Origin of the sequence: Bradyrhizobium sp. WBOS08, from assembly GCF_024585125.1 — a bacterium.
Classification (GTDB): domain Bacteria; phylum Pseudomonadota; class Alphaproteobacteria; order Rhizobiales; family Xanthobacteraceae; genus Bradyrhizobium; species Bradyrhizobium japonicum_B.
This window is the reverse complement of sequence record NZ_CP028988.1, coordinates 1,472,325-1,485,625: the sequence shown is the minus strand read 5'-3', so window position 1 is coordinate 1,485,625 and position 13,301 is coordinate 1,472,325. Positions and strand designations below refer to the sequence as shown.

Sequence of the window (13,301 nt, the reverse complement as noted above, 5' to 3'; positions counted from 1 at the left end):
CCTTGGAAGCCTTACGAGCCGAGGTTCATGTTCCCGACTTTCGCGGGCGTCGAGTCGCGCATGGGTTTCTCGATCCCCGCATGGTATCGTCCGGTCGACATCAAGTATCTTCGCAGCCTCGTTGCCGGCAGCCTGCGCAAGAACTTTCGCGAGACTGTCAAGGATCTCCTTCCGGAGCTCTCGAGCCTGGTCGCCTCGGGCTTCAGCAAGAAGCTCAGGTTCAAGTTGCACATCCTGTCGCGCGACGGCGAATACCGGGCGACCTACGAGTTTCCGAAGGACTACGCGCCGGGCGCCTCAGTCGAGATCGAGCTGTCTCGTCTTTTCGCCTCGCTGAAGCTGCCGCAGGACGATTACCTCGTCATCGCCGTGATGTCGCGCGGACGCATGGACGGCTTCCGTTCGTCGCCGGCCAGCTATTCGATGACCTATGTCGATCAGGACAACGTCGCGATCTACCGCACCGGCGCGTTCGCCCGGCCTTTGAACGAGGGCAGGCTCAAGGCACATGTCGGGTTCACGGGCATCAATCCGAAGATCATTGCGACCGACGACATCGTCAGCAGCGTGATGCTGATCAATCATTCCTCCGATCCCGAATACGCGCACGCGGCGCGGCCGAAATCGAGGTTGATCCGCGGGGACGGCGAGGAGATCGAGGGCGACTTCGGGGAGATCCCGCCGCTCGGAGCCCGCGAGATGTCGGTGGTCGACATGTTCGGCAGCCGCGTGTTCGACTTTCTCAAGCCATTCGGCGGGCGAGGAACCACGGTCACCACTTGCACCGGAATGACGCTTGCGAGCCTGCACTTGCAGCGCACCAACGACAATCGGCGGACGTTGCTCGGCATCGAGCACTCGCGGCCCGCGCACATGAATCTCGCCGGCATTCTGCAGCATTGATCAAGGACATCGTGCGCTGGAGCAGGCGGCAATGCTGCCATGGTCTGGCTTGCCCTCGTAACAGCGCCGGGCGCAGTCTCTTCGGCGGCGTGCGCCGCCTGGTTACCAGACGCTCCGCCCCCCATCCATGACGAGATTTTGCCCCGTCATGTAGCTCGATGCGTCCGAGCAGAGGAATTGCACGGCGGCGCGGTACTCGTCGACATCGGCCATGCGGCCCATCGGGATCAGTCGGGTCAATCGCTCGACGAAGGCCGGGTCCTGGTTGTTGAAGACGCCCCCCGGCGAGATCGCGTTGACGCGCACGCCGTGATCGGCCCAGTAGGTTGCCAGGTATTTCGTCAACCCGATCAAGCCGTGCTTGATCACCGAATAGGTCACCGGCTTCACCGGCTGCTCTTCCTCGCGCGATACGTTCGGCTGTCGATAGAGTCGCTGGTCCGGCGCGATCACGCCGAGATCGGAGGCGATGTTCAGGATCACGCCGCGGCCACGCGCCGCCATCGCGCCGCCGAACACTTGCGCGCACAGCATGGCACCGGTCAGGCCTACGGCGATCTCCGTCTGCCATTGCGGCACCGGAAATGCCTCGAAGCGGGACGAATGCATCACGCCAGGTGCGGAGGTCACCTTGGGGTCGATAGCTGCGTTGTTGACGAGGATGTCGACGGAGACGCCGCGACCGGAAAGCTGCTCGCTGGCAGCCCGCACCGAGTCGAGCGTGGTGACGTCGATCGCCAGGGCGATCAGGTCGGCCGACGGCGCGTGCTGCTTGAGGGTGGCAATGGCCGCTTCGGCCTGCGCAAGCCCGACGTCGGTGACGACAACGCGCGCGCCGGCCTCGGAAAGCGCGGCGACATGCTGGCGCCCGAGCAGGCCGCCTGCGCCAGTCACGAGAGCGGTGCTGCCGGTCAGGTCATAGCGTGAAGACGGGCTTGCCATACGAAGGCTCCTGTTCAACTGCGCAACTGGCCGCCATCGGCGACGAGGACGCTGCCGGTGATGAATGCCGCGCGGGGCGAGGCGAGGAATGCGACGACGTCGGCGATCTCTTCGGGCTTGCCAAGTCGGCGCAGCGCCACCTCGCGCGCAAGCATCTCCTCGACCGCAACTCTGTTTTCCGCGAGCTTGCGCGCCCATGTGCCGTCGGCGGCCAGGATATTGCCCGGTGCGACAGCATTGATGCGTATGCCTTCGAGCGCCAGCGGGCGCGCCAGACCGCGCACGGTGGCATTCAGCGCCGCCTTTGCCGCACAATAGGTGACGGGTGCGCCAAGCGCTGCCATGCCTGCGATCGAGGAAATGCAGACGATTGCGCGGTCGCCGCTGCCGCGCGCCAGCAGCGGCCGGGCAGCTTCGATCATGTTAGTCGCGGCGAAGAGATTGAGATCCATCACGCGCGACCACTCCGCCGCAGTCTCCTGTCCCGGCGGTACGGAAGCGCCGCTACCGACATTGCAGACGAGGATGTCGAGGCGCCCCCAGCGCCGTTCGATCTCGTGAGTCAGGGCCGCGGCGGCGGCCGGATCGGTCACGTCGGCCACGTGCGTCGACGTGGTGCCGCCGATCGCAGCACGTGCGGCATCAAGCGCATCGGCGCCACGCGCGGCGAGCGCGACCTTGGCACCTTCCGCCGCGAGCGTCGTCGCGATCGCAAGCCCAATCCCGCGGCTGGCGCCGGTGACGAGAGCGACGCGATCGTTCAGCTCGAGCTTCATCGCGCGGCGTCCTCGATCCAGCCGATTGTCATGTCGCGATATCTGGCGAGCGCGCCGGCATGGTCGCCGTCGGCGGCGCGCGCGGTTTGCAGGATGTACTGGCCCTTGTAGCCGGAACGCTCGATCAGGCGGATCGTCTTGGCGAGGTCGGCATTGCCGGTGCCGAGCGGCACGGTGGTGCCGCCGCGAATGCGGTCCTTGATGTGCACGTTGAGGATGCGCGGCGCGTAAGCGGCGATCTCCTCGTCGCTGTCGTAGCCGAGCGAGGCGCTGTTGCCGCTGTCGTAGTTGATGCCGAAGACGTCGGCCGGGAACGCCTCCATGAACCTGGCCAGCTCGCCCGGCGGCAGATCGGATTCGAAGACGATCTTGACGTTCTGCCTCGTCAGCGATTCCTGGCGGGCCAGCAGCACGCGCTTCAACGTATCGCTCTCGCTCTGGCGCTCGATCTTGCCGTTGTCGACCAGCGGTATCACGACGAACTCGATGCCGATGCGGCTGCAGGCGGCGATCAGGAGGTCGAGGTCGGCGACGAGCGCGTCGCGCACGACGGCATCGACCTTCCAGAACGGTGCCTGCATGAAGCAGTCGCCGGTCAGGCTCGGGATGCGTACGCCGTTCTCGCGCGACAGCGCAACGATCTCCTGCTGCCCCGGCTCGGTCATCAGCGGGTTCTCGCGCAGCCGTTCCTGATCGATGGTCCATTCCATCCGCGTCAGGCCGAGCGCCTTGGCGCGCGGGAATTCCTCGCGCCATTCGTTCCACGGGAAGGTCTGGATCTTGCCGTCGACCAGGGCCGAGAGCCGTCCCTGCATGAAGCCGATGCGTTGCAGCGTTGCGGTCACGATTTTCTATCCGAGCTGATGGCGAGGCCTTTGGCGGTCCAGCCTCCGTCGACGAAGATCTCTTGCCCCGTCAGATAGGCAGAGGCATCCGATGTCAGGAAAACGGCGGCTCCCACCAGGTCGGCAGGCTGTCCCCAGCGGCCGAGCATGGTGTGGCGCCGCCTGTCTTCGTGCATGACGGGGTCGGCAAAACTTTTCGCGGTCATCTCGGTCGCGACGTAACCCGGCGCGAGTGCGTTGACGCGGATGCCGTCGGGCGCGTAGTCGGCGGCGAGGGCGCGCGTCAGCCCGGCCAGGCCCGCCTTCGCCGCGACGTAGCCGGGATTGCCGGGAAAGCCGCGGACCGAATTGATGCTGGTGACGTTGACGATCGCAGCCGAGCCCGGCCGCTTCAGCAGCGGATAGGCGGCGAGGATGGTGGCATAAACGCCGGTAAGGTCGGTGGCGACGGTGGCGCGGAAGCGCGAAAGCTCGCTTTCCTCGCTCTTGGCGGGAAGGCTGATGCCGGCGGCGTTGACCAGGGCGTCGATACGCCCGCCTTGCGCCTCGATCATGCGGAACGCGTCGTCGATCGCCTTGTCGTCGAAGAGATCGCAGGCCATGGCGGTCACGTCCTGCGGCGCGATCCCGGAACGGCTGAGGCCGAACACGGTAGCGCCCGCATCTTGCAGGCCGGCCGCAATGGCAGCGCCAATGCCTCGCGAGGCGCCCGTGACCACCGCGATCTTGCCGGCGAGAGAAAAGGCGCTGAGATCAGGCATAGCCGTAACTTCGCATAATGGCGGCGCACAGCTTGACATCCTCGGGACGGTCGATCTGGAACATCTTGTGACGCTCCATCACGTGGAAGCCGATCTTGCCGCCGAGGCGGTTGTTCTGCTCGCGCAGCAGGGACGGGATCATGACGTAGAACGAGCCGTTCTCCAGATAGCGCTTCTCGATCTGCTGCCGCATGCGGCGGTTGCGATAATCGTAGTTGATCGGCTCCGGTCCGCTCGCGCCGATACGCCAGTTGAAATAATCCTCGACCTCGCAAACCGAGAGCAGGCTGTCGAGGTGATCGCGATCGAAGGTCGCAAGCGCGTTCTCGATGTCGCTCGGTTCGCGGATCGGCGAGGTAGCCTGGAGCGCGACGATCCGCTCGAACCGACCCATCCGCGCGTCGGCCGCCTCGAGCGCATGCAGCCAAGCGGATTCGGAGGAGGCGAGGTCGCCTGAAATGTCGTCCGGGCGCCGCACGCCGACGGCTCCGGCGGCCTCGGCTGCGGCGAGGATGTTGTCGCTGTCCGAAGACACCGCCACCACGTCGACGCCGCGCGCCGCGCGTGCTTGCTCGACCGTCCAAGCGATCAGCGGCTTGCCGCAGAGATCGAGCAGGTTCTTGTGCGGGATGCCCTTCGAGCCGCCGCGCGCGGCGATCACGGCCAGCGTCTTGCGCGCCATCAGATGTGTCCCTCGAGACGCTCGAGCGCGGTCCAGAAGCCTTCGCCCATGTTCTTGTGGCCTTGCCAGATCTCGGGAATGAAGGACGCGGTCGGCGCATGCTTGCGCAGCACCTGTCCGATCTCGTCGAAATCGATCTCGCCTTCCCCGATCTGGAGCCCTTCGCCGTCCAGCCCCTTAGCGTCGCCGAAATGCAGATGCGCGGTGTGCGGTCCGAGCTGGGCGAGGCCTTGTGCGAAGTCGAAGCCGAAATGATTGGCGGCGAGCTTGGTGTGCGAGATGTCGACGCACATGCGCAAATCATGCTTGGCGCAGAACGCGGCCGACTCCTCCGGGAAGATGAAGATGTTCTGGTGGCGCTGGCCGCCGAAATGCCAGGGGAACGGAGCCATGGTCTGCGGCGTCAGCTCGACACCGTCCATGTCGAGCTCGGTCAGGCTCTGCGCGAAGATGCGGTAGCGCTCGGCCTTCTCCTCCGGCGGCAATGGCTCGTCCATGGTGAAGCCGCCGATATTGGCGACGATGGGCGGGCGCTTGGTCTTGGGAAAGTACTTCTTCAGGCCGCGGGTAATGTCGATCACCGCCTGGGTCTGCTCCAGCGAATAGCGTCGCAGCGCCTCGTCCGGCGTTGCGAGGTCCATCAGCTTGGAGCCGGCAAACAGCTCGGGCGCGTGCACAACGAAGCCGAGATCGTAGGTGCCGGACAGGTAGGCCGCGGGGTCGCGCTCCATGTCGCTGTAGCTGAGGTGGAATTCGATGATGTCGGGCTCGCAGATCTCCAGGAAGCGCTGGGTGTCGTGATAGCGCACGGGCACGCCCCAAGGGCGGTCGAAGCGGTAGCGACGCGCCTTTGCCGCGCCCTCGTCGAGGTCGCTCTGGAAGAAATAATCGTCAGCCGCCATGGTCCGCGTCAGCTTGCGGCCGAGCAGCGCCGGCATCTTCAGCGGCGACAAGCCCTGTCCCGGGCTCTTCACCGCGATGTCGGCTTCGGAGATCACAGTGCCGGCCGAAAGGTCTCGTGCGGCCACCAGGCTCTTGGCGAGGTTTTCGCGGTTGATCAATTCGCCTTGGCTCAGCGCGCGCTCGGCCAATTTCTCGCCGCGCGCGGCTTCCACCTCGCGGATGCCCGATACCAGCGACTTGAATTCCTCCGGCTCCAGGCTTGCGGCGTGGTCCGGCCCTTCCATCTCGCGGTCCAGGGTGATGTGACGTTCGATGACGACGGCACCGAGTGCCACCGCGGCGATCGACACCGCAATGCCGCGCTCGTGACCGGAATAGCCGACCACCGGGTGGATCTCGCGCAACGTTTCCATGAAGCGCAGATGGATGTTGTGCAGCGCCGCCGGATAGGTGCTCTGGCAATGCAGCAGCACGTAGCTCGCATTGCGCTCGTCGAGGAATTCCGCCGCGGCCTTGATCTCGTCCGTCGTGCTCATGCCGGTCGAGACGATCAGCGCCTTGCCGGTGGCGGCGAGGCGCGCCAGCAGCGGCAGATTGGTGAGGTCGGCCGAGGCAACCTTGTAGGCCTGCACGCCGAAGCTTTCGAGCACGGCGACGCTGCTCGCGTCCCAGGGCGTGCAGAGATACTGGATACCCTTCGCGGCGCAGTACTCGGCGATCTTCTTCTGCTGCGCGGTCGGAAGTTCGAAGCGCCGCAGCAGATCGAGCGTATATTCGACGGCGAGGTCGTCGTCCTTGCCGGACAGGCTCGACGCACGATAGACCTCGTCGAGCTTGCGCATCTGGAACTTGGCGCAATCGGCCCCTGCGGCAATTGCGGCATCGACCAGCGCGATGGCGCGGTCGAAGTCGCCATTGTGGTTGTTGCCGATCTCGGCGATGACGTAGCAGGGTTCGCCGTCGCCCAGAAGACGGTTGCCGATGCGGACCGGAGCAGGCTGTTTGGGCGATGTCATCAACATTCTCGTCTCATAGTCAGGTGAATCGCGTCGGAAAACGCGATTTCCAGGTCCGCAGCCCGTTCTCTTCGAACATGATGCGCGAGCAGGTATGTCCCTGTTGTTCGAGCGCGGCGATCAGCTGGTAGCGCTCGAACGGGCGAACGAAGAACAGGAAATAACCGCCGCCGCCGGCGCCCAGCAGCTTGCCGCCGACGGCGCCATGCTGCTTGGCGAAATCGTAGATGGCATCGATCGCGTCCGACGAGATCTTCGAGCTCAGCTTCCGCTTGGCGTGCCAGGCCTCGTCGATCAGCCGGCCGCATTCCAGGAGCTGGCCGCGCAAGAGGTGTCGCCGGATGTCGCGCGTCACCTCCTTCTGCTTGGCGGCCGCGGCGACGGCGTCGCTTGTCTCGTGTTGTGCCTTCTGGTCGCGGTGGATGTCGCCGGAATCGCGGCCCGAGCCGGTGTAGCAGAGCACCAGGCTCTCCTCGAGCTCGGCGATGATGTTGGGATCGAGCCGCAGCGGAACGATGGTGTTCTGGTCGGAGAAGAACTCCATGTGATTGAAGCCGCCAAACACGGTGGCGTACTGATCCTGCCAGCCGCCGGGAATGTTGAGCATCAGCCGTTCGGCCTGGAATGCCATCTCCGCGATCTCGTGGCGGTCCCACTGGTCGCTGCGGAATTCGTTGAAGCAACCGATGATGGCGGAGGTGACCACCGCCGAGCCGCCGAGACCGGAGCCGACCGGGAAGTCAGCGGAGACTTCGAGCTCGAACCCGTAAGCCGGCTTGATCAGGCGCACGACGGACTTGATCAGCGCGAGATCTCCGTCCGTTCCAAGCTCTGCGAGATTGTCGGCCTCGATCGTGCGACGGAAATCGTGCGAATAGATCCGGATGCTGGAATCGTTCCGCCGTCGCAGCGTCGCATGAGCGTACATCTTGATCGTGGCGTTGATGACGGCGCCGCCGTCATTGGCCACGAAATAGTGCGTGAGATCGGTGCCTCCGCCGGAGAAGCTGATCCGCACCGGCGAGCGGGCGCGCGCGAACACTTCGCTCTCTTCGGACAGGTTGAACAGCTCGCGGCTGAACACGTCGACCAGCCGTCCTTCGCCATCGAGGATCGGCACCACGTGCACGCGCTGGTCGAGCAATTTGAGGATCTGCTCGCGCGGACCACCGGTCCGGGCCCAGACGAAGTTGCGGTTGATGCAGGTCGCGACCCTGTCCTGGATCGTGGTGCCTGTCAGCATGCGCCTGCGGATGTCGCCGTCCGTCACCGCGCCGACGATTCGTCCGCTTGCGTCCTGCGCGAACAGGATGCCGAGCATATTGGCATTCAGGCGCCGGAAGGCTTCCTCAATGGTTTCGGTCTCGGCAATGGTGACGAGGGTTCGTTCAAGCACGTTTTGGGGTCCAGAAAGGGCCGATTCCGGCCATATCGCAAGGGTTCGTAATACGGGAGCGGCAGCGACGATGCAAGGTTCCTGGGCCCGCCGGTATCCCGCCAATGGCTGGTGCCAAGCACTTTGGTCGGGTTGTAGCTCTACATTGGCCGAGTGCTTGGCGCAGGCTTCCATAACGAGACCGCACGAAATGGTCGCGATTGGAATCGGGCCGGGATGGGCATCACGACGGCGCGCGGTGCTGCCGCGCGACCGCGAGTTGATCTCAACTGCGGAGGGATGCGCTCCACGCATCCGGGACGCGACTTGAAGTCAGCGTTCGTCCGCGATCACCTTGCCGTCGTTCGGCAGTGCGCCGGGGCTGACCAGTTCGACGGCGCCACCGAGCTTCGTCACAGCGCGCAAAGTCCCGGCGATCTCCTCGCGTAGCGCCTCGCTCGCGGTCGCCGTTTCCGCTCTCAATGTCATCGCGTCGGTCTCGTCCTGTCGTGTCACCACGAGGCGCAGTCTTCCGAGCGAGGAATGACGCTTGCCGATCTCGGCGATCTGCTCGGGACGCACGAACATGCCCTTGACCTTCGTGGTCTGATCGGCGCGGCCCATCCAGCCCTTGATGCGCATATTGGTGCGCCCGCATTTGCTCGGACCTGGGAGAGCGGCGGTGAGGTCGCCGAGCGCAAGGCGGATCCAGGGATGATGCGGGTCGAGCGACGTCACCACGATCTCGCCGACGTCGCCGGGCGCCACGGGATCGCCGGTGCCGGGCTTGACGATCTCCAGGATCAGGTCCTCGTTCACGATCATGCCCTCGCGCGCCGCGGTCTCGAACGCAATGAGGCCGAGATCGGCGGTGCCAAAGGCCTGGTAGGCGTCGATGCCGCGCGCCTTGATCTCGGCCTGGAGCGAGGGCGGGAACGCGGCCCCGGAAACCAGTGCACGCTTGATCGAGGAGACGTCGCGGCCCGAACTCGCCGCCGCATCGAGCAATATCTTGAGGAAGTCCGGCGTGCCGCTGTAGCCAACCGGGCGGTAGGCCTCGATCAGCTCGAATTGCTGCTCGGTATTGCCGGGCCCTGCGGGAATCACGGCGCAGCCGAGTGCACGCGCCGACGCATCGAAGATGAAGCCGCCGGGGGTGAGATGGTAGCTGAAGGTATTGAGGACGATGTCATCGGGCCGGAACCCGGCCGCGAACAGGGCCCTTGCGCCGCGCCAGGGATCGGCTTGCCGTCCCTCCGGCTCGAAGATCGGCCCGGGGGAGGTGAAGAGGCGGGCGAATGAGCCGGGGGGCGCCGCGACGAAGCCTCCGAAGGGCGCAGAAGCCTTGTGCAAAGCGGGCAGTTCCGACTTGCGCAGCACCGGCAGGCCCGCCAGCGCGGTCCTGGAGGCCACGGCGGCGGGATCAAGGCCCCGGAGCCGCTCGGCATAAGCTGGCGCAGCCATCGCGGCGCGCAGAACCTCTGGCAGGCGGGAGAACAGATCGGCCTCGCGGGCTGCCGGCTCGCGCGTCTCGCGGGCATCGTAATGGGCGGTCATGGCTGTTCTTTCCGTGTTGGCATCCGTTGCGCGCCGCCACCGGCATGGGTATCAGACCGCCATTGGCGAGGCCTGGAGAGGACCCGATGGCGGACATGGGAAGCGTTGCGGCGGCGAATGAGGCTGCGGATGTCGTGGCGCGCCTGAAGCTCCGCATGGTCGACGAGGCGCTGCCGCTGTGGTCGACCGTCGGCTGGGATCAGGCTACCGGCGGTTTCATCGACCGGCTGCACCGCGATGGCAGGGCGGATGCGGCTGCGCCGCGGCGCGTGTTCGTTCAGGCCCGGCAAATCTATTGCTACGCCAAGGCGGCGCAGATGGGCTGGTATCCTGAGGGGCGCGCGGTCGCGCTGAAGGGACTGGAACATCTGCTGGCCAAAGCCAAGGCGCCCGACGGCCGGCCCGGCTTTGTGCACCGGCTGACGCCGGAGGGGACGGTGCTGGACGGCCGGCGTGATGCCTACGACCACGCCTTCATCCTGTTTGCCCTCGCGACCGTCTACGCGCTCGACCAGGACGCGCAGGTTCGCGCCGAGATCGACGCACTGCTCGCTTTCCTCGACGGCCATCTCCGTTCGCCGCATGGGGGCGTGCACGAAGGCCTTCCGGTCTCGCTGCCGCGCAGGCAGAACCCGCACATGCATCTGTTCGAGGCGATGATCGCCTGTTTCGACGCGACCCACGATCTGTCGTTCCAGAACCGCGCCGGCGAATTCTTCGCGCTGTTCCTGGCCAATCTCTACGACAAGCAAAAGCGCATCCTGACGGAGTATTTCGAGGAGGACTGGTCGAAGATCCAGCCGGTCAGCGTCGAGCCGGGCCATCAGGCGGAATGGGTCTGGCTGCTGAAGGGGTTCGAGCGCATCACGGGCTGCCCGACCGGGCAACGGCGCGCCGAACTCCTGGCGACCGCGATGCGCTATCGCGACGAGACCACGGGCTGCCTGATCGACGAAGGCGACGACGTCGGCAACATCCGCCGCAGCACGCGCCGGCTGTGGCCGCAGACCGAGATTGCGAAGGCGTGGATCGCGCAAGCCGAGTCGGGCGAGGCAGGGGCGGCGGACGAGGCCCGCGCGGCGCTGGTGCGGCTCGAACGGCATTATCTCAGCCATCCCGTGAAGGGCGGCTGGTACGACCAGTTCGATCGCGACGGCAAATCGCTGATCGACACCATTCCTGCGTCGTCGTTCTATCATGTTCTCTGCGCGGTCACGGAAGCGGAGCAGGTGCTGGGCTAGGCTTCTTGTGGATCACAGCCAGCGCTTGCGCCGCTTGAAGCTCTTGAGGTTCTTGAAGCTCTTGCGCTGGTCGCCGGCGCCGCCGAGATAGAATTCCTTGACGTCCTCGTTGTCGCGCAATTCGTCGGCACTGCCGTCGAGCACGACCTTGCCCTGCTCCATGATGTAGCCGTGGCTCGCCACCGACAGCGCGGCGCGTGCGTTCTGCTCCACCAGGAGGATGGTGACGCCGAGGTCGCGGTTGATCTTCTGGATGATCGAGAACACCTCCTTCACCAGCAGAGGCGACAGGCCCATCGAGGGCTCGTCCATCAGGATCATCTTCGGACGCGCCATCAGCGCGCGGCCGATCGCCAGCATCTGCTGCTCGCCGCCGGAGAGATAGCCGGCAAGGCCAGTGCGCTCCTTCAGGCGCGGGAAGTAATTGAAGACCATGTCGAGGTCGGAATCGACCTCGCGGTCCCTGCGGGTGAAGGCGCCGAGCTTGAGGTTCTCCAGCGACGTCATGTCGGCGACGATGCGCCGGCCCTCCATCACCTGGAAGATGCCGCGGCGGACGATCTTGTCGGGATCGATACCGTTGATGCGCTCGCCCTCGAACAAGATCTCGCCGCGGGTGACTTCGCCGTCCTCGGTCTTGAGCAGCCCCGAGATCGCCTTCAGCGTCGTCGACTTGCCGGCGCCGTTGGCGCCCAGCAGCGCCACGATCGCGCCCTTGGGCACGTCGAGGCTGAGGCCGCGCAGCACCAGGATGACGTCGTCATAGACCACCTCGATGTTGCGCACGGCGAGGAGTGGAGGCGCGGCTACGATGCTGGGGGAGGGACGCTCGATCTCGGCCGTTTCACTCATGATCAGCTACTTTCTCGGTGTCGTCACCCGCGAAGGCGGGTGACCCAGTATTCCAGAGACGCCTGACGTTCCCCCGAAAGGCCGCGGCGTACTGGATCCCCCGCCTTCGCGGGGGATGACAGTTCTGGGCTCGGCAAATGCTTGGCTCACCAGCCCAGCAATTCCGGCTTGCGCGGCAGCTCGACGGTCTTGACCTTCTCGAGCTTGATCGTGCCCTTGGCCATGAGATCGTTGAGGTCGCCGTCGGTCGCGCCCGAGATCTTGGTGCGATAGAGATCGACCTTCAGCGTGCCGCGATGGTCCTTGTCGGTCCAGGTCGAGGGATTGCAGACGCCTTCCATTCCGGCCGGCACCCAATCCTTCTTCTGGTAGAAGCCCTTGGCGACGTTCTCGCCGGTGGCGCCGCCGTTCTTGGCGGCCCAATCGATCGCTTCCTTCATGTACATCGCGGAGCAGACGGCCGCGACGTAATGCACCGGGCGATAGACCTTGCCGGTCGGGTCGGACATTTTGGAGATTTCCATCACCGTCTTCATGCCGGGCGCATCGCCGCCCCAGCTCACCGCGGTCCGCAAGGGGAAGATCACGCCGTTGGCGGCATCGCCCGCGGTCTTCGCAGCGTTCTCGTCCATGCCCCAGACGTTGCCGAGGAACTGGATTTCGACGCCGGCAGTCTTGCAGGCCTTCATCACCGAGATGTTCGAGGCGGCGGTATTGCCGAGATAGGCGTAGTTGGCGCCGGAGGATTTCAGGCTCAGGCACTGCGCGCTGTAGTCGCCCGGTGCGAGTGCAAAGACTAGCGGCGGCAGCACCTCGAAGCCGAGCTCCTGCGCCATCGCTTCCCCGGCGGCCTTCGGCGCGTTCGGATAGGGATGGTTGGCACCCATGTGCACGAACTTCGGCTTGCCGGACTTGCCCTTGGCCTTCCAGTCCTCGGCGGCCCACATCAGCATCGCGCGCAGGGCGTCCGAATAGCTCGGGCCGTAGAAGAAGTTGTAGGGCGCGGGCTTGGCCTTGCCGCTGATGCCTCCGGGATCGGTGAGTGCGGCGGCATAGGAGCCGGACATGTCGGGGATCTTGTCCTGGGCGAGGAAGCCGGTCAGCGCTTCGGTGTCGGCGGTGCCCCAGCCCATGATCGCGGCGACCTTGGTGTCCGGCGCCGACCACTTCTTGTAGAGCGCGATGGCGCGCGGCACCTGGTAGCCATAGTCGTTGGTGTCGAGGTTGAGCTGCTTGCCGCCGACGCCGCCGTTCTTGTTGACCCAGCCGAACGTGTCGGCGACGGCCTGGCCGAAGGGCGTGCCGACGTCGGAGGTGCCGCCGGAATAGTCGGCGAGGTGTCCGATCGCGATCTGCGCCTGCGCGCCGGTCGAAAATGCGGCGATCGCGATCGCGAGCGATGCGGTGCTCAAAAGTGACTTCATCGTCATGGGTCGGTTCCTCCTGTT

The 13,301-nt window shown here is 65.4% G+C and carries 12 protein-coding genes; 2 read left to right on the top strand and 10 right to left on the bottom strand.

Annotated elements, in window-relative coordinates; all coding sequences use genetic code 11:
• The first annotated feature begins 27 nt into the window (after positions 1 to 27).
• A complete protein-coding gene (locus DCM80_RS07220; protein WP_257196351.1) occupies positions 28 to 903 on the top strand; it encodes a hypothetical protein in 876 nt (291 codons plus the stop codon).
• Positions 904 to 1,005: 102 nt separating this feature from the next.
• Here DCM80_RS07220 and DCM80_RS07215 read toward each other — a convergent pair whose 3' ends face one another.
• From DCM80_RS07215 to DCM80_RS07180, 8 genes are all read right to left on the bottom strand, one after another.
• The gene (locus tag DCM80_RS07215; RefSeq protein WP_257196350.1) at positions 1,006 to 1,845 is read right to left on the bottom strand and encodes an SDR family oxidoreductase; all 840 of its coding nucleotides are present in this window, start codon (positions 1,843 to 1,845) and stop codon (positions 1,006 to 1,008) included.
• A gap of 14 nt (positions 1,846 to 1,859) precedes the next feature.
• Positions 1,860 to 2,621, bottom strand: coding sequence for an SDR family NAD(P)-dependent oxidoreductase (locus DCM80_RS07210; protein ID WP_257196349.1), 762 nt, complete (start codon positions 2,619 to 2,621; stop codon positions 1,860 to 1,862).
• Entirely contained in the window at positions 2,618 to 3,466 is an 849-nt protein-coding gene (locus DCM80_RS07205; RefSeq protein ID WP_257196348.1) for a sugar phosphate isomerase/epimerase, read from the bottom strand. Before DCM80_RS07205 ends, DCM80_RS07210 begins: the two co-directional genes overlap by 4 nt.
• The gene (locus tag DCM80_RS07200; protein ID WP_257196347.1) at positions 3,463 to 4,227 is read right to left on the bottom strand and encodes an SDR family oxidoreductase; all 765 of its coding nucleotides are present in this window, start codon (positions 4,225 to 4,227) and stop codon (positions 3,463 to 3,465) included. Before DCM80_RS07200 ends, DCM80_RS07205 begins: the two co-directional genes overlap by 4 nt.
• On the bottom strand, positions 4,220 to 4,909 hold the full coding sequence (locus DCM80_RS07195; protein ID WP_257196346.1) for an acylneuraminate cytidylyltransferase family protein: 690 nt from the start codon (positions 4,907 to 4,909) through the stop codon (positions 4,220 to 4,222). The genes DCM80_RS07200 and DCM80_RS07195 overlap by 8 nt, the downstream gene beginning before the upstream one ends.
• Entirely contained in the window at positions 4,909 to 6,828 is a 1,920-nt protein-coding gene (locus tag DCM80_RS07190; protein ID WP_257196345.1) for an N-acetylneuraminate synthase family protein, read from the bottom strand. Before DCM80_RS07190 ends, DCM80_RS07195 begins: the two co-directional genes overlap by 1 nt.
• Before the next feature lie 19 nt (positions 6,829 to 6,847).
• Positions 6,848 to 8,224: a CBS domain-containing protein gene (locus DCM80_RS07185; RefSeq protein ID WP_257196344.1), complete on the bottom strand. Its 1,377-nt coding sequence runs from the start codon at positions 8,222 to 8,224 to the stop codon at positions 6,848 to 6,850.
• A gap of 312 nt (positions 8,225 to 8,536) precedes the next feature.
• Entirely contained in the window at positions 8,537 to 9,760 is a 1,224-nt protein-coding gene (locus tag DCM80_RS07180) for a phenylacetate--CoA ligase family protein (protein WP_257196343.1), read from the bottom strand.
• A gap of 86 nt (positions 9,761 to 9,846) precedes the next feature.
• On the opposite strand from DCM80_RS07180, the gene DCM80_RS07175 reads away from it, so the two are divergent.
• Entirely contained in the window at positions 9,847 to 11,001 is a 1,155-nt protein-coding gene (locus tag DCM80_RS07175; protein ID WP_257196342.1) for an AGE family epimerase/isomerase, read from the top strand.
• 12 nt (positions 11,002 to 11,013) lie between these two features.
• Here the strand turns inward: DCM80_RS07175 and DCM80_RS07170 are convergent, their stop codons facing one another.
• Positions 11,014 to 11,853, bottom strand: a complete 840-nt coding sequence (locus DCM80_RS07170) for an ABC transporter ATP-binding protein (RefSeq protein WP_257175613.1) — start codon at positions 11,851 to 11,853, stop codon at positions 11,014 to 11,016.
• Between the two features lie 146 nt (positions 11,854 to 11,999).
• On the bottom strand, positions 12,000 to 13,283 hold the full coding sequence (locus tag DCM80_RS07165; protein ID WP_257175612.1) for an ABC transporter substrate-binding protein: 1,284 nt from the start codon (positions 13,281 to 13,283) through the stop codon (positions 12,000 to 12,002).
• Positions 13,284 to 13,301: the final 18 nt, after the last annotated feature.